Origin of the sequence: Nocardioides sp., from assembly GCF_041913365.1 — a bacterium.
GTDB lineage: Bacteria > Actinomycetota > Actinomycetes > Propionibacteriales > Nocardioidaceae > Nocardioides.
Genome location: NZ_JAYSFM010000004.1, coordinates 371,109 through 389,534, shown reverse-complemented (window position 1 = coordinate 389,534; position 18,426 = coordinate 371,109). Strand labels below are relative to the sequence as shown.

The 18,426-nt window shown below is 73.2% G+C and carries 16 protein-coding genes; 5 read left to right on the top strand and 11 right to left on the bottom strand.

Annotation, left to right across the window (positions count from 1 at the left end; genetic code table 11):
• Positions 1 to 17 precede the first annotated feature (17 nt).
• The 4 genes from ACE3QY_RS12725 to ACE3QY_RS12710 all read left to right on the top strand — a co-directional run bounded on the left by ACE3QY_RS12725 (position 18) and on the right by ACE3QY_RS12710 (position 4,146).
• Positions 18 to 644 carry a TetR/AcrR family transcriptional regulator gene (locus tag ACE3QY_RS12725; protein WP_374456390.1) on the top strand — a complete coding sequence of 209 codons (627 nt, stop codon included), beginning with the start codon at positions 18 to 20 and terminating at the stop codon, positions 642 to 644.
• A 45-nt stretch (positions 645 to 689) separates the two neighbouring features.
• On the top strand, positions 690 to 2,297 hold the full coding sequence (locus ACE3QY_RS12720) for an MFS transporter (RefSeq protein ID WP_374456389.1): 1,608 nt from the start codon (positions 690 to 692) through the stop codon (positions 2,295 to 2,297).
• A gap of 119 nt (positions 2,298 to 2,416) precedes the next feature.
• A complete protein-coding gene (locus ACE3QY_RS12715; RefSeq protein WP_374456388.1) occupies positions 2,417 to 3,049 on the top strand; it encodes an alpha/beta hydrolase in 633 nt (210 codons plus the stop codon).
• A gap of 47 nt (positions 3,050 to 3,096) precedes the next feature.
• Positions 3,097 to 4,146: a M57 family metalloprotease gene (locus ACE3QY_RS12710; RefSeq protein WP_374456387.1), complete on the top strand. Its 1,050-nt coding sequence runs from the start codon at positions 3,097 to 3,099 to the stop codon at positions 4,144 to 4,146.
• On the opposite strand, the gene ACE3QY_RS12705 is transcribed toward ACE3QY_RS12710, so the two are convergent.
• From ACE3QY_RS12705 to ACE3QY_RS12690, 4 genes are read right to left on the bottom strand one after another with little or no spacing between them, the layout of a single operon-like run.
• Positions 4,147 to 5,127 carry a methionine synthase gene (locus ACE3QY_RS12705; protein WP_374456386.1) on the bottom strand — a complete coding sequence of 327 codons (981 nt, stop codon included), beginning with the start codon at positions 5,125 to 5,127 and terminating at the stop codon, positions 4,147 to 4,149.
• A complete protein-coding gene (locus ACE3QY_RS12700) occupies positions 5,124 to 6,077 on the bottom strand; it encodes a serine hydrolase domain-containing protein (RefSeq protein WP_374456385.1) in 954 nt (317 codons plus the stop codon). Before ACE3QY_RS12700 ends, ACE3QY_RS12705 begins: the two co-directional genes overlap by 4 nt.
• A complete protein-coding gene (gene mnmA / locus ACE3QY_RS12695; protein ID WP_374456384.1) occupies positions 6,074 to 7,177 on the bottom strand; it encodes a tRNA 2-thiouridine(34) synthase MnmA in 1,104 nt (367 codons plus the stop codon). The genes ACE3QY_RS12700 and mnmA overlap by 4 nt, the downstream gene beginning before the upstream one ends.
• Entirely contained in the window at positions 7,177 to 8,358 is a 1,182-nt protein-coding gene (locus ACE3QY_RS12690) for a cysteine desulfurase family protein (protein WP_374456383.1), read from the bottom strand. Before ACE3QY_RS12690 ends, mnmA begins: the two co-directional genes overlap by 1 nt.
• Positions 8,359 to 8,431: 73 nt before the next feature.
• Between ACE3QY_RS12690 and ACE3QY_RS12685 the strand changes: the two genes are divergently transcribed.
• Entirely contained in the window at positions 8,432 to 9,679 is a 1,248-nt protein-coding gene (locus ACE3QY_RS12685; protein WP_374456382.1) for a hypothetical protein, read from the top strand.
• Between the two features lies 1 nt (position 9,680).
• On the opposite strand, the gene ACE3QY_RS12680 is transcribed toward ACE3QY_RS12685, so the two are convergent.
• The 7 genes from ACE3QY_RS12680 to ACE3QY_RS12650 form a co-directional block, all read right to left on the bottom strand.
• Positions 9,681 to 10,340 carry a nucleotidyltransferase domain-containing protein gene (locus tag ACE3QY_RS12680; RefSeq protein ID WP_374456381.1) on the bottom strand — a complete coding sequence of 220 codons (660 nt, stop codon included), beginning with the start codon at positions 10,338 to 10,340 and terminating at the stop codon, positions 9,681 to 9,683.
• Positions 10,341 to 10,449: 109 nt separating this feature from the next.
• Positions 10,450 to 11,568, bottom strand: coding sequence for a glutamate 5-kinase (gene proB / locus ACE3QY_RS12675; protein WP_374456380.1), 1,119 nt, complete (start codon positions 11,566 to 11,568; stop codon positions 10,450 to 10,452).
• A complete protein-coding gene (obgE, locus tag ACE3QY_RS12670) occupies positions 11,565 to 13,127 on the bottom strand; it encodes a GTPase ObgE (protein ID WP_374456379.1) in 1,563 nt (520 codons plus the stop codon). Before obgE ends, proB begins: the two co-directional genes overlap by 4 nt.
• Positions 13,128 to 13,244: 117 nt before the next feature.
• A complete protein-coding gene (gene rpmA / locus ACE3QY_RS12665) occupies positions 13,245 to 13,499 on the bottom strand; it encodes a 50S ribosomal protein L27 (protein ID WP_230443899.1) in 255 nt (84 codons plus the stop codon).
• A gap of 63 nt (positions 13,500 to 13,562) precedes the next feature.
• Positions 13,563 to 13,865 carry a 50S ribosomal protein L21 gene (rplU, locus tag ACE3QY_RS12660; RefSeq protein ID WP_374456378.1) on the bottom strand — a complete coding sequence of 101 codons (303 nt, stop codon included), beginning with the start codon at positions 13,863 to 13,865 and terminating at the stop codon, positions 13,563 to 13,565.
• 194 nt (positions 13,866 to 14,059) lie between these two features.
• Positions 14,060 to 17,302: an Rne/Rng family ribonuclease gene (locus ACE3QY_RS12655; protein ID WP_374456377.1), complete on the bottom strand. Its 3,243-nt coding sequence runs from the start codon at positions 17,300 to 17,302 to the stop codon at positions 14,060 to 14,062.
• 335 nt (positions 17,303 to 17,637) lie between these two features.
• Positions 17,638 to 18,357, bottom strand: a complete 720-nt coding sequence (locus ACE3QY_RS12650) for a TIGR03936 family radical SAM-associated protein (protein ID WP_374456376.1) — start codon at positions 18,355 to 18,357, stop codon at positions 17,638 to 17,640.
• Between the last annotated feature and the right edge of the window lie 69 nt (positions 18,358 to 18,426).

Here is an 18,426-nt window from a genome sequence, read left to right as displayed (position 1 = left end):
ACCCCCGGAGAGGACGCATGACCCCGACCGAGACCGGCGCCCGCCCCCGTGTGGAGGGCGAGCGCGAGCTGGAGATCTTCGAGGCGACCCTCGCGGTGCTCGACGAGGTGGGCTACGACCTGCTCACCATGGATGCCGTCGCCACGCGTGCGAAGGCGTCGAAGGCGACCCTCTACCGCCGGTGGAAGGGCAAGCCCGAGCTGGTCGTGGCCGCGATCATGGCCCACAAGGGCGAGGCCGTCGTGCCCGACACCGGCACGCTGCGCGGCGACCTCCTGGAGGCCTACTGCGGGGCGAGCGGCGGCCTGGACGACCCCCTCGCCCAGTCGGTGCTCTCCGCCGTCGTCACCGCGATGGGCCGCGACCCTGAGTTCGCCGAGGTCTACCGACGCGACTTCATCGGCCCCAAGGTCGCCGTCTCGCGCGCGATCTACGACCGTGCGCGCGAGCGCGGCGAGGTCCACCCCGACGTCGACCTGGCCATCCTCGCGCCCTCGCTCGCCGGGATCGTCCTGCACCGGGCGTTCCTGCTCGGCGACACCGTCACGCCGGAGCTGGTCGGGCGGATCCTCGACGAGGTGATCCTCCCGGCCGCCCGCTGCGGCCCCCGCAGTCCGAAATCACCGTCCGACCCCACTGTCTGACCCTTCCGCTCCACTGGACCCGACCCACCCACTCTGAGGATTCCCATGACCGACCAAGCCCTGGTTGCCGACGAGGTGACCCCCGAGCAGCACAAGCGCCTGCGCTGGGCGCTCGTGCTCATCTCGCTCGCGCAGCTGATGGTGGTGCTCGACAGCACCATCGCCAACATCGCGCTGCCGTTCATCGGCAACGACCTGTCCATCGACCAGGCCAACCTGCAGTGGATCGTCACGGGCTACGCCCTGACGTTCGGCGGCTTCCTGCTCCTCGGCGGCCGGCTGGCCGACCTGATGGGCCGCCGCCGCATCTTCATCGCCGGCGTGCTGCTCTTCGCCGTGGCCTCGCTGGTGGGCGGCTTCGCCGCGAACGAGGCGATGCTGCTCGGTGCCCGTGCCTTCCAGGGTCTCGGCGCCGCGCTGGCCTCCCCCGCCGCACTGGCCCTGATCGCCACCACGTTCCCCGCCGGCCGCGAGCGCAACCGCGCCTTCGCCGTCTACGCCGCGATGGCCGGCGTCGGTGCCGCCGTCGGCCTGATCCTGGGCGGCTGGCTCACCGGCCTCGACTCGCCGCTGGGCATCGCGGGCTGGCGCTACACCTTCCTCATCGTGGTCCCGATCGGCCTGGCCGCGGCGTTCTTCGCCCCGCGCTTCTTCGACGAGTCCGAGCGCCACGAGGGCGAGCTCGACGTCCCCGGCGCCATCACCGGCACCGCCGGTCTCCTCGCCATCGTGTTCGGCCTGAGCCGGGCCGGTCAGGAGGAGTACGGCTGGGACGCCACCAGCACGATCCTCAGCCTCGCCCTCGGTGTGGCCCTGCTGGCGCTGTTCATCGTCATCGAGACCCGCGTCCAGCACCCGCTGCTGCCGTTCCGGATCTTCGCCAGCCGCAACCGCGCGGCTGCCTTCGCCGTGATGATGATCGTGCCGGCGGCGATGTTCGCGATGTTCTTCTTCCTGTCGCTGTTCATCCAGCTGGTCGTGGGCTACTCCCCGCTCCACACCGGCGTCGCGTTCCTGCCGTTCTCGATCGCGATGATCATCTCGGCCACCGCGGCGTCCAAGCTGGTGAGCTCGGTCGACCCGCGCTTCCTGTCCGGCATCGGCACGATCCTGTCGGCCGCGGCGCTGTTCGGCTTCAGCCGCCTCGACGTCCCCGACAGCGCCACCGGCATCCTCGACGCGGTGGCCGGCGGTGGCCACCTCGGTGACGGTGTGAACTACTGGACCCAGGTCCTGCCGTTCATCGTGCTGATGGCCTTCGGCATGGGGCTCAACTTCGTGCCGCTGACCCTCGTCGCGGTGCACCGCCTCCGCACTCAGGACTCCGGCATCGGCTCGGGCGTGCTCAACACGATGCAGCAGGTCGGCGGTGCGCTGGGCCTCGCGACGCTGAGCACGGTCGCGCTGTACTTCTCGCAGTCGCGGGCCGAGGAGGTAGCCCCGCAGCTGGGCGCGGCCGCGCAGGGCCAGCTCACGCCCGACCAGATCGGTCCGATCGCCGGGATCGTGGGCTTCGCCGACGGCGCGACGCACGCGTTCCTGGTCGGCTCGATCATGATGCTGGCCGCCTCAGTCGTCGTGTGGATCTTCCTCAACGTCCACCACGACGAGCTCGCCACCGACGACGCGCCCGAGGGCGTGGGCGTGCACTGATCGAGCACTGGTTCGTGCGGAGGGAGGATCTCCGGGGACGGAGGTCCTCCCTCCGCACGCCTCCCCCATCCCACCCGATCCACACCCATCCGAGTCCGCCCCGGTTCCGAAGGAGACGCGTGACCGACCCGCACCTGACCTCCTACGACGCTCCGGGCCGACCGCGCGCGGTCGCGCTGGTGCTCCACGGCGGCAAGCCGCGTTCGCGGCAGGCGGTCGACGGGAGGAGCGCCTCGTGGCGGCGCGCGCTCTGGTTGCAGCGCAGCATCGCGAGGCGTGCGCACGAGGCCGGCGTCGGGGTGTGGCTGGTGCGCTACCGGCGGCGCGGGTGGAACTCCGGCGAGCGAGTCGCGGACGCCCGCTGGGCGCTCGACCGGATCCGCACGGTGCACGGCGACGTGCCCGTGGTGCTCGTCGGCCACTCGATGGGCGCCCGCGTCGCGGTCCACGTCGCCGACGACCCGTCGGTGCGCGGCGTCGTCGGTCTCGCGCCGTGGTGGTCGGCCCAGGACCCCGTCGACACCCTGGCCGGACGGGTGATGCACGCCGCCCACGGCCGCCGCGACCGCATCACGTCCTTCCGCGAGACCACCCGCTTCGTCGAGCGGGCCGGCGCCGTCGCCGAGTCCGCCGACCTGCGCGACATGGGGCCGGTCGGCCACTACATGCTCACCGCGTCCGCGCGCTGGCACGACGTCGCGATCGAGTCGGTGCTCGACGTGCTCGATCGGACCCGCTTCCCAGGAGCCTGACCGCGTCGTACGCTCCCCGCACGTCGCACGCCCACGGGGGTTGTCCAGTGTCACGAGTCCGCGTCCTCCTCGCCCTGCTCGTCGCCGTCGTGCTGACGGCCGGCCTCGCGTCCGCTGCCGAGGCGGCGCCGCGCAAGTGGCCCAAGGGCCGCATCACCTACGTCGACAAGTCGAAGGACCCCGATGCGGTCAAGCTGGCCGTGCAGGTGTGGAACTCCAGCGGCCTCAGGATCAAGTTCGTCAAGGTGCGAAACGTCCGCAAGGCTCGGCTGGTCATCCAGAACACCCGGCGGGTCCCCTCGGGCTGCGGCTCGGGGTTCGGCACGCTCGGCTACCCGGGCCCGGGCCGCAAGGCCTACGTGAGCATCCTCCACGGCGGCGACGCCGACGGGCAGGGGTGCGCCTGGCCGGGCCAGACCCTGGTCGTGGCCCACGAGCTCGGCCACGTGCTGGGGCTGAACCACAACATGTCGGGGTGCTCGCTGATGAACACCTCGCACACCAACGGGGTCGCGCCGACGCTCTGCCTGGGCGACGACGTCGACGCCTCCAAGCCCGGCCGGTGGTACTGCCGGGTCCTGGAGAAGGTGGACCTGAGGAAGGTCAAGCGCATGTACGGCGGCAAGCCGAGGCTCCGCGAGCCCGAGTGGTGCGACGCGATCGAGCGGATCCCCGCCAGCGGTCCGGTGACCGTGGCGCAGGACCCCGACACCGGCTGGTTCACCACCACCGTCACGCGGGCAGCGGAGCCGGCGGTGCCGGGCTGGATCGGCACGTGGGGCTACGGCGAGCCGGGCTACGAGATCCACGCGACGCCCGCCGCGTGCACGGCGGTGCCTGGCGACGACAGCACCCAGGTCGGCATCGGGCTGTGGGGCGACGTCCCTGTCGGAGGCACCCTGACGGAGGACCTGCAGCCGGTGCCGGCCGGGCCGGTCTGCCTGTCGGTGTGGCAGTTCGACCGCGGCTACAACTTCGCGCTCGCGCCGAGCACCGTCATGGTCACCGGGACCGGGGCGCGCGACGCGAGCCTGCGTGCGCCGGACCTGCCGCCCCGCGCACGCCCGGCGGTCGCGGTCGTCACGCCCTTCGACTGATCAGAGGTTCCGCGCGACCGTCGCCGACAGCCGGACCGCCCGTGCCGCCCACGCCGGACTGGCACCCGCCAGACCGCAGGTCGGGGTGACCACCACCTGCTCCCCCACCGCCTCGGGGTCGAGGCCGAGCATGTCGAGCCAGCGCTGCACCCGCTCGGTGACGCGCGCATCGGACGGCTCCGTGGCCGGGTCAGTGGAGGGTACGACGCCGAGCGCGGCCGTGCGCCCACCTTCCAGCGCCTCGGCGAAGGTGTCGAGGTCCTCGGGACCGAGCATGGACAGGTCGGCAGACAGCCCGGCCGCCCCGGCCCCGGCCACCAGCGCCCACGGGGTCTGCGGTGCGCAGGAGTGCACCCACGGCTCGGCCCCCGCGTCGGCGATCGCGCCGACCACCCACTCCAGGTGGGCCGACGCCTCCGGCAGGTCGACGCTGCGGTGGCGGCCGTAGCCGCTCGCCGTGGGCACCTGTCCCGCCACGACCGCGGCGAGCGCGGGCTCGTCGACCTGCACGACCAGCCGGTCGACGCCGCCGAGGCGGCGCCGGAGGTCGGCCACGTGCGTGCCGAGGCCCTCGGCGAGCGACTGCGCGAGCTCGCGCCGGGCACCGTGGTCGCTGAGCACCTTGTCGCCGCGAGGCTTCTCGACGGTGGCCGCCAGGGTCCACGGGCCGGTGACCTGGGTCTTGAAGGAGCCCTTGTAGCCCTGCGCCAGCTCCTCGACGGTGTCGAGGTCCTGGGCGAGCAGCGACCGGGCGCGCCGGTGGTCGACCCCGCTCGCGTCGGTCAGCCGCCAGCCGGCGGGCTGGAGGTCGGCGGCGAGGCCCTCGACGACGGCCAGGCCGCGGGCCGTCATCCCCGCGGTCACCCCGCGACCCGGCAGCTCCGGCACGTGCGGCAGGTCGGGCAGCTCACCGAGCACCAGCCGCACGGCCTCGGCGTGGTCGGTCCCGGGCAGCGAGCCGACGCCGGTCGCTGTGCTCATGCGTCGCCGGCCTCGGCGAGGAGGCGCGCGGCGGCGCCGTCGACGGAGCGGGTGGAGGCGCTGACCAGGGCCACGCCGACGCCGTGGGAGCGGTCGATCCCGACGAAGGACCGGAAGCCGCCGGTCCCGCCGTTGTGCCAGGTGACCTCGCGGCGCAGCAGGTCGCCGGTGAGCCAGCCGGCGCCGATGCGCTGCTTCCCGGCGAACGGAACGCGCGGCTCGAGCGCGTCGGCCCCCGGGACGGTGCCGTCGAGCAGCGCGCGCAGCAGGACCGCGAGGTCGGCCGCGGACGACCGGACGCCGCCCGCCGGCGCGACCGCCTCGTTGGCCCACGGCTCCACCACACGGCCGACGCGGTTGCGCGGGGCGACGGCCCCCGGGCGTACCCCGGCCGTGGACGTCGGGACGTAGGTGTCCACGAGCCCCAGCGGGGCCGCGAGCCGCTGCGCGACCAGGTCGGCGTACGTCGTCCCGGCGGCGGCGGCGACCGCGTGCCCGAGCAGCTGGAAGCCCAGGTTGGAGTAGCTCGGCCGGCCGGCGCGGCGGATGCGCACGTGCTCGACCTGGGCCAGCAACGTCGGCAGGTCCTCGCGGTAGGGGTTGCGGCCCTCGCGCCAGAGCTCCCACGTGCGCCGCACCGCGTCACCGCCGGCGAGCCGCGGCAGGCCCGAGGTGTGGGTGGCGAGGTCCGCCAGCTTGATCGACCCGACCGGTCCGCCGACCGCGAGGTGGTCGGCCAGCACCGCCGTCGCGGCCACCTCGCCACGCGCGACCGCGTCGCGCCACAGCAGACCGGTGAGGCCCTTGGAGACCGAGCCCAGCTCGACGTCGGCATGCACGTCGGCGCCGACCGCGTCCACCTCGGTGCCGTCGGGGGTCACCAGCGCGACGACGTACGTCGTGTGCCGGGGGCCGAGCAGTGCCCCCGCCCGGTGGGTCAGCGTGCTCATGCCGGGACGGTGGCCGGCCGGGTCGAGGCGATGGTGGCCGACCCGACGACGCGCGTGCCGTCGTAGATCACGGCCGCCTGCCCGGGGGCGATGCCCTGGGCGGGCTCGTGCAGCTCGATCTCGACGCGGTCCCCCTCGACCACCACGGTGGCGCGGTGCTCGGCGCCGTGCGCCCGCAGCTGGACGGTGCCGTCGACGCGCTCGGGCACGGTGCCGCACCAGCGGGGCCGGATGCCGGAGACGTGGCCGACCGCGAGCCGCTCGCGCGGACCCACGGTGACGGTGCCGCTGACCGGCTCGATGTCGAGCACGAAGCGCGGCTTGCCGTCGGCGGCCGGCACGCCGAGCCGAAGCCCACGCCGCTGGCCGATGGTGAAGCCGTAGGTGCCCTCGTGCCTGCCGACCGTCTCCCCCGTCGTCGCGTCGACGATGTCGCCGCCGTGGTTGGGCGCGCGGTCCCCGAGCTTCTCGCGCAGCCAGCCGGCGTTGTCACCGTCGGCCACGAAGCAGATGTCGTGCGAGTCGGGCTTGTCCGCGACGAGCAGGCCGCGTGCCTGCGCCTCGCGGCGGACGGCCGGCTTGTCGGTGTCGCCGAGCGGGAAGAGCGAGTGCCGCAGCTGCTCCTGGTCCAGCACACCGAGGACGTAGGACTGGTCCTTGCCGTGGTCGGCGGCGCGGTGCATCTCGATCAGGCCGTCGGCGCCGGTCCGGAGCCGGGCGTAGTGCCCCGTGGCGACCGCGTCGAAGCCGAGCGCGAGCGCCCGGTCCAGGACAGCGGCGAACTTGATCTTCTCGTTGCAGCGCAGGCAGGGGTTCGGCGTGCGGCCGGCGGCGTACTCGTCCATGAAGTCCTCCACGACGTCCTCGTGGAAGCGGTCGGACAGGTCCCAGACGTAGAACGGGATGCCGATCACGTCGGCCGCGCGACGCGCGTCGTTGCTGTCCTCGATCGTGCAGCAACCGCGCGCGCCGGAGCGGTACGACGCCGGGTTGCGGCTCAGCGCCAGGTGGACGCCCGTCACCTCGTGGCCGGCCTCGACGGCCCGGGCGGCGGCGACGGCGGAGTCCACACCGCCGGACATGGCGGCGACGACCCTCATCACAGCCCCTTGGCGGCCCGGGCGCGCTCGACGACGGGTCCGATCGCCCCGACGAGGGCGTCGACGTCGGCCGGGGTGGTCGTGTGGCCGAGCGAGAAGCGCAGCGAGTGGCGGGCCTGGTCGTCGTCGCACCCCATCGCCAGCAGGACGTGCGAGGGCTGCGGCACGCCGGCGGAGCAGGCGGAGCCGGTGGAGCACTCGATGCCACGAGCGTCGAGCAGCATCAGCAGCGAGTCGCCCTCGCAGCCGGGGAAGCCGAGGTGGGCGTTGCCGGGGAGCCGGAGCGGGCCGCACGGCGTGCCGTGCAGGTGGGCGTCGGGCACGACCTCGACGACCCGGCGGACCAGGTCGTCGCGGAGCGCCGCCACCCGGACGGCGTGCTCGTGCTGGCCCTTGACCGAGGCCTCGACGGCCGCGGCGAGGCCGGCGATCGCCGGCACGTCGAGGGTGCCGCTGCGGATGTCGCGCTCCTGCCCGCCGCCGTGCACCAGCGCGCTGACGGCCAGGTCGCGGCGTACGACGAGGGCACCCACGCCGTACGGGCCGCCGACCTTGTGACCAGTGAAGGTGAGCGCGTCGACGCCGGCGCCGCCGAAGTCGACCGGCACCTGTCCGACCGCCTGCACCGCGTCGGTGTGCACGGGGATGCCGTGCTCGGCGGCGATGGCGACCACCTCGTCGATCGGCTGCAGCGAGCCGACCTCGTTGTTGGCCCACATCACCGAGACCAGCGCGACCGAGCCCGGGTCCCTGGCCACTGAGTCCCTGAGCGACTCGACGTCCAGGACGCCCTGCGTGGACACCGGCAGCAGCTCGACCTCGGCGCCGTCGCTCTCCGCCAGCCAGTGCAGCGGGTCGAGGACGGCGTGGTGCTCGATCGCCGTCGCGAGGATGCGGGTGCGGCGGGGGTCCTCGGCGCGACGGGACCAGAAGATCCCCTTCAGCGCGAGGTTGTCCGACTCGGTGCCGCCGGAGGTGAAGACCACGTCACCGGGTCGGGCCCCGATGACGCCGGCGATGGTCTCGCGCGACTCCTCCACGACCCGGCGGGCGCCGCGCCCGGAGGCGTGCAGCGAGCTCGCGTTGCCGACGCCGGTGAGCTGGCGGGTCATCGCCTCGACCGCGACCGGCAGCATCGGCGTGGTCGCGGCGTGGTCCAGGTAGACGATGCGCTCGCTCATGACCTGCCAAGCCTACGGGGCCACCTGCGCAAACCCCCTCCCGGCGCCACCCCTTCGACGTACGCTCCGCCGCATGCGCGCATCCCGGGCCTGGCTCGCCTGCCTCCTCCTGCTCCCGCTGGCGGCGTGCCAGGCCGACGGGAGCGGTCAGGACGGGTCTCCGGACCTTCCCGAGCGGTCCGCGCCCGCCGGCATGGACCAGACGCTGCGCGACGCGGCCCTGGCGCTCGTCGACGAGCGCGAGCAGGCGCTGGTCGACGGCGACCGCGACGCGTTCCTGACCACCGTCGACCCGCAGGCGGAGGACTTCGCCGAGACCCAGGCCCGCTGGTGGGACAACGTCGCGCAGCTGCCTGCCACCGACTTCTCGCTCGAGCTCGGTGACGAGTCGGTGATGACGCGGGTCCACGGCGAGGGCGACCTCCAGCTGCCGGTCAACTTCACGATGCGGCTCGACGGCTACGACGCGAGGCCGGTGACGCAGCCGCTGATCTACACGTTCGTCGGCGACGACGACGGCGTCCGGCTCGCCGACGACCGCAACATCCAGAGCGACGCCCTGACCGGCTGGGTCCCGGCTCCGTGGGACGTCACCGCCGTCACGGTGGAGGAGTCCGAGGGCGTCCTGGCCGTCTTCGACGACGAGACCCGCGACGACGCCGACGACCTCCAGGCCGACATCGTGGCCGCGCGTGACGACATCGAGCCGCTGCTTCCGGCCTGGTCAGGACGCGTCGTCGCCTACGACATCTCCGATCTCGACGCCATCGACCGGATGAGCGTGGTGGAGGTCGACGACACGGCGGGCATCGCCTTCCCGGTCCTGCGCCGGCCGGGTGTCGACCAGGTCGCCGCCTACCGCTTCGCGGTCAACCCGGCGCACACCGGGTCCGGCTTCGAGCGCGACCTCCTCTTCCGCCACGAGCTCGCCCACGTCGCGCTGGGCGACCGGGACGACTGGAGCCCTGCATGGCTGGTCGAGGGCACGGCGGAGTACGTCGCCCGCGCCGCCACCTACGACGTCGCGCAGCGCAAGGTCGAGGCCATGGGTCGCCTCGAGGGCCGGCCCGGCCTGCAGCTCCGGATGGGACAGGACTTCTACACACGCGGTGAGACGTGGTTGAACTACGAGCTCGCAGCGCTGGTCTGCGACTACCTCGCCAGCACCCGTGGTCCAGAGGCGGTCTGGAGCCTGATGGACGCCTTTGACGGTCGCCAGTTCGCCTCCCTCGCCGAGGCGGAGGCCTTCGTGCGCCGGCAGCTCGGGCTGACGCCTGCCCAGCTCCGGACGGCCGCGCTCGCCTGGGCGCGTACGGCCTGAGTCAGGTCATCACGTCGAGCCACGCGTGGCCCGGGTACAGGCGGCCCACGGCCTCGCGCAGCCACGCCTGCGCCTCCGCGTCCAGCAACGGCCAGGTCACCGCGAGGTCGCGCGCGTCCTTGGGCCGGCTCGGGATCGCCTTGTAGAGCAGCGTGACCTCGGGCCGTTGGTAGCGCACGCCGGTGTCGGCGACCCACGTCACCTCGTCCAGCGGCGCGACGTGGTCGGGGTCCCGCTTGTTGGTCCACAGCCCGTCACGGTCCGGGGTCGGCACCATGTCGACGACCCACGGGTCGGCGGCGCTGCGCCGGATCCACACCTGGCTGCCGACGTCCAGGACCTCGGGGTGGGTGTCGTTGAAGGGCCGCAGGGTGCCGCCGTGGTTGCTCCAGAGGTTCCACGCGTCGCCGACGTGCGCGCGGAAGGCGCCGAGGTCGCAGCCAAGGATCGACACGTCGACGTCCTCGTGCTCCCGCGGCCGCCCGGTGAAGGCCTCGATCGACCAGCCCCCGACGATCCACCACGGCCGGTCGAAGCCGGCCATCAGCTCGACGACGCCGTCGGGGTCGAGCGGGTCCCACCTGCCGTACCAGCGGAAGAAATCCTCGTCCTCCGCCACCTCCTCCGGGAACCGGTGCAGAGGCTCGCGCTCCTCGGTCATGCGGTGACGGTAGCGCCGCGGGTCCGGCCGCCACACGTGTCCGAGTCGTCGCCCCGGAAACCGCCGCGCGAGGGCGACGTCGCGGACACGTGTCCAGCGACTCGAAGGGCTAGAGGAGCACGAGGTCGTCGCGGTGGATGACCTCACGCTCGTACGCCGCCCCCAGCGCGGCCTTGAGCTCCCTGGTCGACCGGCCGAGCAGCCCCGGGAGCTCGTCGGAGTCGAAGTTCACGAGCCCTCTGGCCACCGCTGCGCCGGACGGGTCGAGCACGTCGACGGCGTCGCCGGCGACGAAGGTCCCGCCGACCGACGTGATCCCCGCCGCCAGCAGCGAGGCGCGACGCTCGACCACGGCGCGTACGGCACCTGCGTCCAGCGTCAGCGTGCCCTGCCCCGAGGTGGCGTGCGCCAGCCACAGCAGGCGGGTCGGGCGGCGCTTGCCGGTCGCCTCGAACAGCGTGCCGACCTCGGCCCCGGACAGCGCGGCGGCTGCCTGGTCGGCCGAGGTGAGCACGACGTCGATGCCCGCGCCGGTCGCGATCCGGGCGGCGTCGACCTTGGTGGTCATGCCGCCGGTGCCGACGCCCGAGGCCCCGGCGGAGCCGATGGTCACCGCCGCGAGGTCCTCCTCGGAGTGCACCACCGGGATCAGCTGTGAGCCCTCGCGGCTCGGCGGGCCGTCGTAGAGCCCGTCGACGTCGGAGAGCATCACCAGCAGGTCGGCGTGCACGAGGTGCGCGACCAGGGCGGCGAGGCGGTCGTTGTCGCCGAACCGGATCTCCGACGTCGCCACGGTGTCGTTCTCGTTGACGATCGGGACGACGCCGAGCTCGAGCAGCTTGGCGAAGGTCTGATGGGCGTTGCGGTAGTGCGCACGCCGGGTCACGTCGTCGACGGTGAGCAGCACCTGGCCGGTGACGATGCCGTGCCGGGCGAACTCCTCCTGGTAGCGGTGGGCCAGCAGGCCCTGCCCGACCGAGGCGGCGGCCTGCTGCGCGGGGAGCGCCCGGGGCCGCTTCTTCAGGCCGAGCGGCGCCAGGCCGGCGGCGATGGCTCCGGACGACACGAGGACCACCTCGGCCCCGGCACCGCGCGAGGCGGCGAGCACCTCGACCAGCTGGCGCACGCGCGCGGGGTCGATGCCGCCGGCCGCCGTCGTCAGCGACGACGAGCCGACCTTCACGACGATGCGCCGAGCAGCACGCACCAGCCCCGCGCGGTCGCTCACTCCTCGCCGTCCCAGTCGGGGTCGTCCTTCGTGCCGATCTCGTAGGCCATCGGGCCGACGCCCGAGCTGCCGGTGCTGCGCGAGCGGGCCTTCTTGCCCTTGCCCTGGTCGAGGCGGCGGGCCACGTCGGCGCGGGCCTCCTCCTCGGCCTTGCTCTCCATGCCCTCGTCGATGCTCCGGCGGCGGGCGACGGCCGGCCGCTCCTCGCGCAGCCGCTCGTCCTCGCCGCGGCGACCGAGCATCTCGGCACCCGCCTCGATGCTGGGCTTGAAGTCGAAGACGACCGAGTTGGCGTCACTGCCGATCAGGACCGCGTCGCCCTCCTGGGCCCCCATCTGCGCGAGCTTCACCTCGACACCGAGACGGTTGAGGCGGTCGGCGAGGAAGCCCACGGCCTCCTCGTTGCTGAAGTCGGTCTGACGCACCCAGCGCTCCGGCTTGGTGCCACGCACCCGCCACCCCTCGTCGGTCGCCACCACGTCGAAGTCGTCGCCGCCGTCGACCGCCTTCGGGCGCAGCACGATCCGCTCGGCCACGACCTCGGGGGCCGCCTCACGGGCCGCCACGACGATCTCGGCCATGGCGAAGGTCAGCTCGCGCAGCCCGGCGCCGGACGCGGCGCTCACCTCGAAGACGCGCAGGCCGCGTCCGCGCAGCTCCTCGACGACCATGTCGGCGATGTCCTGGCCGTCCGGGACGTCGATCTTGTTGAGGGCCACCAGCCGGGGCCGGTCCTCGAGGCCGCCGTAGCGGGCGAGCTCACCCTCGATGACGTCGAGGTCGTCGAGCGGGTTGCGGCCCGGCTCGATGGAGGCGGTGTCGATCACGTGGACCAGCGCCGCGCACCGCTCGATGTGGCGCAGGAAGTCGTGGCCGAGCCCACGTCCCTCGGCCGCGCCCTCGATCAGGCCGGGGACGTCGGCGACCACGAAGGTCGTCTCGCCCGCGGTGACGACGCCGAGGTTCGGGATGAGGGTGGTGAAGGGGTAGTCGGCGATCTTGGGCCGCGCCCGCGAGATCGCGGCGATGAGCGAGGACTTGCCGGCGCTGGGGAAGCCGACGAGGCCGATGTCGGCGACGACCTTCAGCTCGAGGCGTACGACGAGCTCGTCTCCGGGCTCTCCGAGCAGCGCGAAGCCGGGGGCCTTGCGCTTGGAGGAGGCGAGGGCGGCGTTCCCGAGCCCGCCGCGTCCTCCGGCCGCCACGACGAGGGTGGTCCCGTGGCCGACGAGGTCGGCCAGGACGTTGCCGTCGGCGTCCTTGACCAGGGTGCCGTCGGGGACCGGCAGCGTCAGGTCCTTGCCGTTGCCGCCGTTCTTGTGGTCACCGGCACCTTGGCCGCCGTTGTCGGCCTTGCGCTTGGGGCTGTGGTGGTAGTCGACGAGGGTCGTGACGCTCGTGTCGACCTGCAGGATGATCGACCCGCCCTGGCCGCCGTTGCCGCCGTCGGGGCCGCCGAGCGGCTTGAACTTCTCGCGCTTGACCGAGGCCACGCCGTTGCCGCCCCGTCCGGCCGCGAGGTGCAGCGTGACCTGGTCGACGAAGGTGGGGATGGCCATGGGGGATCTCAGTTTCTCTCGGTGGTTGAGGTGCGAGCGGAGCGAGCCTCGAAACCACGAAGGGCGCCCCCGAGACGGGGACGCCCTTCGCAGAAGTGGATCAGTGTCGCGGTGACGTCACTCGCCGGGAACGACGTTGATGACGCGACGACCGCGGCGGGTGCCGAACTCGACGGCGCCGGCCTGCAGGGCGAACAGGGTGTCGTCGCCGCCGCGCCCCACACCGGTGCCCGGGTGGAAGTGCGTGCCGCGCTGGCGGACGATGATCTCGCCGGCGCCGACGACCTGGCCGCCGAAGCGCTTCACGCCGAGGCGCTGCGCGTTGGAGTCACGACCGTTCTTGGTGCTCGCAGCACCCTTCTTGTGAGCCATTGTTCAATCCTTTGGAAAGAAGATCCGGTGAGTGGCGACCTCGGGACGGCCCGAGGACGGTGCTCAGAGGGAGATGTCGGTGACCTTGACCTGGGTGTACTTCTGGCGGTGACCCTGGCGCTTCTTGTAGCCGGTCTTGTTCTTGTACTTCTGGATGACGATCTTCGGGCCCTTGGTGGCACCGGTGACCTCGACGGTCACGGACGCCTTGTCCAGGCCGGTCGCGGTGACCTTCTCGCCGTCGACGACCATCACGACGGGCAGCGTCAGGGTGTCGCCCGTGGCCGCCTCGGTCTTGTCGATGTTGATGACGTCGCCCACGGCAACCTTCTGCTGCTTGCTGCCAGCGCGCACGACTGCGTACACGGCGACTCACTCTCCTCGTCAGACTGCGAAAACTAGGACTGGTACTCGGGGTCTGCGCACGACACCGCCTGTACTTCGGGCGAGGTACGCCGCGGGGCGGGCGCGCAGGATCGGTGCTCGAACACCGAGGGTCAAGAGTACGGGATCGGGTGCCGACCGGGCAAAACGACGCCTTGCGACAGAGATCACCGTACTCAGCGCTTGCGCGAGCCCTTCTTCTTGATCGGGACGTGCTCGACGCTCGGGGCCTCGGCAGCTGCCTCGGCCTCCTCGGACAGGGGCGTGCCGACGCCGGGCTCGACGTCGACCACACCGGGCTCGACCGCACCGGACTCCGGCAGGGTGCCGGCCACCCCCGGCGCGGCGCCCGGGGCGGGCTCGGCCTCGGGCAGCGACGGCGGGCCCGCGGGGCGGCTCGCGGAGCGGCGACGCGTACGCGTGACCACCCGCGGCTTCTCGGGCTCGGCGGGCGCCTCGACCTCCGGCTCCGCGACCTCCTCGGGCTCGCTCGCGGTCACAGCGTCCGCCGCCACAGCCGCATCAGCCTGGGCCTCGTCGGTCTGGGCATCGTCGACCTGAGCCTCGTCGGCCTTGGCCTCGTGGGCGGGGGTCTCGGCCGGGGCGTCTGCCGCAGGGTCGGCCGGAGCGTCGGCCGGGACCTCCGGGGAGGTCTCCTCGGCCGGCGCCTCGACCATCTCGTCGGAGGGCTTGTCGTGGCGCGCCATCGCGGCCACGTCCTTCGGGGAGGGGGCGTGGTGCTCGGCGGGCTTGTCGCCGCCGTTCTCGCTCCCGTTGCCGTTCGCGGCGCCCTCGCCGGACGAGCCGCGGCGACCGCGACGGCGGCTGCTGCGCCGGCCGTCGCCCTCCTCGGCCTTCGCGCCCGGGTCGACGGGCTGGTCCTTGATGACGACGCCGCGCCCGTGGCAGTGCTCGCAGTTCTCGCTGAACGCCTCGAGCAGGCCGGTGCCGATCCGCTTGCGGGTCATCTGCACCAGGCCGAGCGAGGTCACCTCAGCGACCTGGTGGCGCGTGCGGTCGCGTCCCAGGCACTCGACCAGGCGGCGTACGACGAGGTCGCGGTTGGACTCCAGCACCATGTCGATGAAGTCGACGACGATGATGCCGCCGATGTCGCGCAGCCGGAGCTGGCGCACGATCTCCTCGGCCGCCTCGAGGTTGTTCTTGGTGACCGTCTCCTCCAGGTTGCCCCCGGAGCCGGTGAACTTGCCGGTGTTGACGTCGACGACGGTCATCGCCTCGGTGCGGTCGATGATCAGCGAGCCGCCCGAGGGCAGCCAGACCTTGCGGTCCAGCCCCTTGTGGATCTGCTCGTCGATCCGGTAGGTCGAGAACACGTCACCGGCGCCGTTGCGCTCGTACTTCTCGACGCGCTCGGCGAGGTCGGGTGCCACCGACTCGACGTAGCCGTGGACGGTGTCCCAGGCGTCGTCGCCCTCGATGACCAGCTTGGAGAAGTCCTCGGTGAACAGGTCACGCACGACCTTGAGCGTCAGGTCGGGCTCGCCGTAGAGCAGCTGCGGGCCCGAACCCTTGTTGCCGGACTTCTTCTCGATGTCCTCCCAGCGCGCCTTCAACCGCTCGACGTCGTGGGTGAGCTCCTCCTCGCTCGCGCCCTCGGCCGCAGTGCGCACGATCACGCCGGCGGTATCGGGGACGATCTCCTTCAGCAGCGTCTTGAGGCGGTTGCGCTCGGTGTCGGGGAGCTTGCGGGAGATGCCGGAGGTGGTGCCGTCCGGGACGTAGACCAGGAAGCGGCCGGCCAGGCTGACCTGGCTCGTCAGGCGGGCGCCCTTGTGGCCGATCGGGTCCTTGGTGACCTGCACCAGGACCATCTGTCCGCTGGACAGCACGGACTCGATCTTGCGCGGCGAGCCCTCCTTGTGGCCGAGCGCCTGCCAGTTGACCTCACCGGCGTACAGGACGGCGTTGCGACCCTTGCCGATGTCGATGAACGCCGCCTCCATGGAGGGCAGGACGTTCTGGACGCGGCCGAGGTAGACGTTGCCGATCAGCGAGGTCTGCGACTCGCGGGCGACGTAGTGCTCGACGAGGACGCGGTCCTCCAGCACGCCGATCTGGGTCAGGTCCTTGCGCTGGCGGATCACCATCACGCGGTCGACGGCCTCGCGGCGGGCGAGGAACTCCGCCTCGCTCACGATCGGGGCGCGCCGGCGGCCGGCCTCGCGGCCCTCGCGGCGGCGCTGCTTCTTGGCCTCCAGGCGCGTCGAGCCGGAGACGGCGGTGATCTGGTCCTCGGCCGAGCGGCGGCTGCGGACCCGGGTGACGGTGTTGGGCTCGTCGTCGTCCGACGCACCCTCCTCGCCGGCGCGGCGACGACGACGGCGACGACGCGAGGTGCCCTCGCCGTTGCCCTCGGCCACGTCGCCGGAGTCGGCCTCACCGGAGTCGGCCTCGTCCGAGGAGCCCTCCCCCGTCGGCTCGCTGTCGCCGTCGGCGCCCTCGCCCTGCCCGTCGGAGGACTTGCGGCGACGGCGACCGCCACGACGACGGCGTCGGCGGGCAGGCCCGCCCTCGCCGTCACCCTCGGTGGACTCGTCCTGGCCCTCGCCCGACTCGGCGTCGGTCTCGGTGGCCTCGTCGGTCTCGACGGTGTCAGCCTCGGTGGCCTCGGTGGACTCGGCGTCCTCGTCCTCGGCCTCCTCCTCGGTGACCTCGGCCTCGGCGACCTTCTTCGCGGCCGTCTTCTTGCGCGACTTCGAGCCGGACTTCGAGCCGGACTTCGAGCCCGACTTCTTCGTGGCGGGCGCCTGCGCCTCGGCGCCGTCCGCTCCGGACTCCTCGGCTGCCGCGGACTCGACCGGCTCCTCGGCAGGTGCCGGGGCGGCCTTCTTGCGCGTACGACGGGTGGTGGTGACCACGGGGGCCTGGAACAGCACGGCGTGCCCGGTGGCGGCGTCGGTGGTCGCGTCGTTGGTGGCGTCCGTGGCGGCGTCCGTGGTGGCGTCCGCCGCGTCGTCGGCGGGGGCGGGCTCGGCGGCGGGCGCGGCCTTCTTGGCGGTCCGCCTGGCGGGAGCCTTGGTGGCCTTCTTCGCGGCCGCCTTCTTCGCGGGTGCCTCGGCAGGCGCCTCAGCAGGCACCTCAGCGCCCTCGGTGACCTCGGGCGTCGCGGCCGGCTCCGTGGCCGCGGTCTTCCGGGTCGTCGTCTTCCTGGCGGCCGCCTTCTTCGCGGGCGCCTTGCGCGCTGCGGCCTTCTTCGCGGCCGGGGCCGCGGCCGTCCCCTCGGCCGGCGCGTCGGAGGCGTCCGGGCCCTCGGCGGCGGGCGTGGCGGCCACCTTCTTGGCCGGGGCCTTGCGCGTGCGCCGGGTGACGACCGGCGCTGCCGGCGTCTCGGGCGCGGAGCCCGTGTCGGCGTTCGCGGCGTCGGTGGTGCTGTCGGGCTGGTCGGAATCGAGCATGTGGTGCTCCTCGGGCACCGTGACGGTGCCGGATACGGCGTCCACCGCTCTCTGTGGCGATCCCGGGGACGCAAAGCTTCTGTGGCGGCGACACCCTCCGCGTGTGCGTCACCGGTGGCTGTCGGTCACCTGCCGCGGTCGCCGGGCCCGTGTCGAGGTCGCTGTCACCGACCCCGGAGGCCGCGTCGCGGTCCGGTGACGTCCACCCGTCCGGGGTGCCGGGCACTCCCCACAGGAGCAGGTGTGACCGGCGAGAACGTCGTCGGCTCGACGGATCCCGACGGTGGTCGGGGCGTCGAACGTGGCGAGTATCGCACACGGACGCCCATCGGACCCTATGGCCGAGTCGCCAGCGGGTCGCCCACCTCACGGGAACGGACCAGCGGACCCTGCGCGAGGCGGGTCATCAGCGGGGCCTCCCCGGCCGCCAGGCCGGCCACCGCCTCGAGCCCGCGGAGCACGTCGTCGGGCCGCACGGCGGGCGTGCCGTGGCGCAGGACGACGTCGAGGGACGTACGACCGGAGTCGTCGGCCGGGAGGACCTCGAGCGAGACCACCGCCCCGCGGGCGTCGAACTCGCGCATGCCCTTCTTGGTCATCCGCTCGACCAGCGCCTCGTCGGCGGCGAGGAAGCGCTCGACCGCGGCGGTCGTGGCCTCGCGGTCGGCGTCGAGGTCGAGGCGCCACCGGCTGGCCTCGAGCAGGTCGGCCAGCGAGCCGCCGGGCGACTCGACGACCTCGAGGACGTCGAGCCCGGGCGGCAGCGCCTCGTCGAGCATCGCGTGCACGTCGGCGGGGACGACGACCTCGGCGAGCGCGAGCTCGAGGTACTCCGCCTCGCTGGCGGAGCCCGTCGGGGCCGCGCCGGCGTAGGAGATGCGCGGGTGCGGGTTGAAGCCCGAGGAGTACGCCATCGGCACCCGCGCCCGGAAGACCGCGCGCTCGAAGGCCCGGCTGAAGTCCCGGTGGCTGGTGAAGCGGAGCCGTCCGCGCTTGGCGTAGCGGACGCGCAGTCGCTGGACGGGCGGGGCTTGCTGCTCGGGCTGCTGCTTCACCGGCACAGGCTAGTCCGAGGCGGGGCGGAGGGCGTGATCGCGCGGCCACTACAGTGAGCCGCTGGACTC

What these genes read in the sequence shown, in the direction of transcription:
- ACE3QY_RS12725 (WP_374456390.1), top strand. Translation starts at nt 18, where the DNA reads ATGACCCCGACCGAGACCGGCGCCCGCCCCCGTGTGGAGGGCGAGCGC.
- ACE3QY_RS12720 (WP_374456389.1), top strand. Translation starts at nt 690, where the DNA reads ATGACCGACCAAGCCCTGGTTGCCGACGAGGTGACCCCCGAGCAGCAC.
- ACE3QY_RS12705 (WP_374456386.1), bottom strand. Translation starts at nt 5,127, where the DNA reads ATGAGCACAGCGACCGGCGTCGGCTCGCTGCCCGGGACCGACCACGCC.
- ACE3QY_RS12700 (WP_374456385.1), bottom strand. Translation starts at nt 6,077, where the DNA reads ATGAGCACGCTGACCCACCGGGCGGGGGCACTGCTCGGCCCCCGGCAC.
- mnmA (WP_374456384.1), bottom strand. Translation starts at nt 7,177, where the DNA reads ATGAGGGTCGTCGCCGCCATGTCCGGCGGTGTGGACTCCGCCGTCGCC.
- ACE3QY_RS12690 (WP_374456383.1), bottom strand. Translation starts at nt 8,358, where the DNA reads ATGAGCGAGCGCATCGTCTACCTGGACCACGCCGCGACCACGCCGATG.
- ACE3QY_RS12685 (WP_374456382.1), top strand. Translation starts at nt 8,432, where the DNA reads ATGCGCGCATCCCGGGCCTGGCTCGCCTGCCTCCTCCTGCTCCCGCTG.
- ACE3QY_RS12680 (WP_374456381.1), bottom strand. Translation starts at nt 10,340, where the DNA reads ATGACCGAGGAGCGCGAGCCTCTGCACCGGTTCCCGGAGGAGGTGGCG.
- obgE (WP_374456379.1), bottom strand. Translation starts at nt 13,127, where the DNA reads ATGGCCATCCCCACCTTCGTCGACCAGGTCACGCTGCACCTCGCGGCC.
- rpmA (WP_230443899.1), bottom strand. Translation starts at nt 13,499, where the DNA reads ATGGCTCACAAGAAGGGTGCTGCGAGCACCAAGAACGGTCGTGACTCC.
- ACE3QY_RS12655 (WP_374456377.1), bottom strand. Translation starts at nt 17,302, where the DNA reads ATGCTCGATTCCGACCAGCCCGACAGCACCACCGACGCCGCGAACGCC.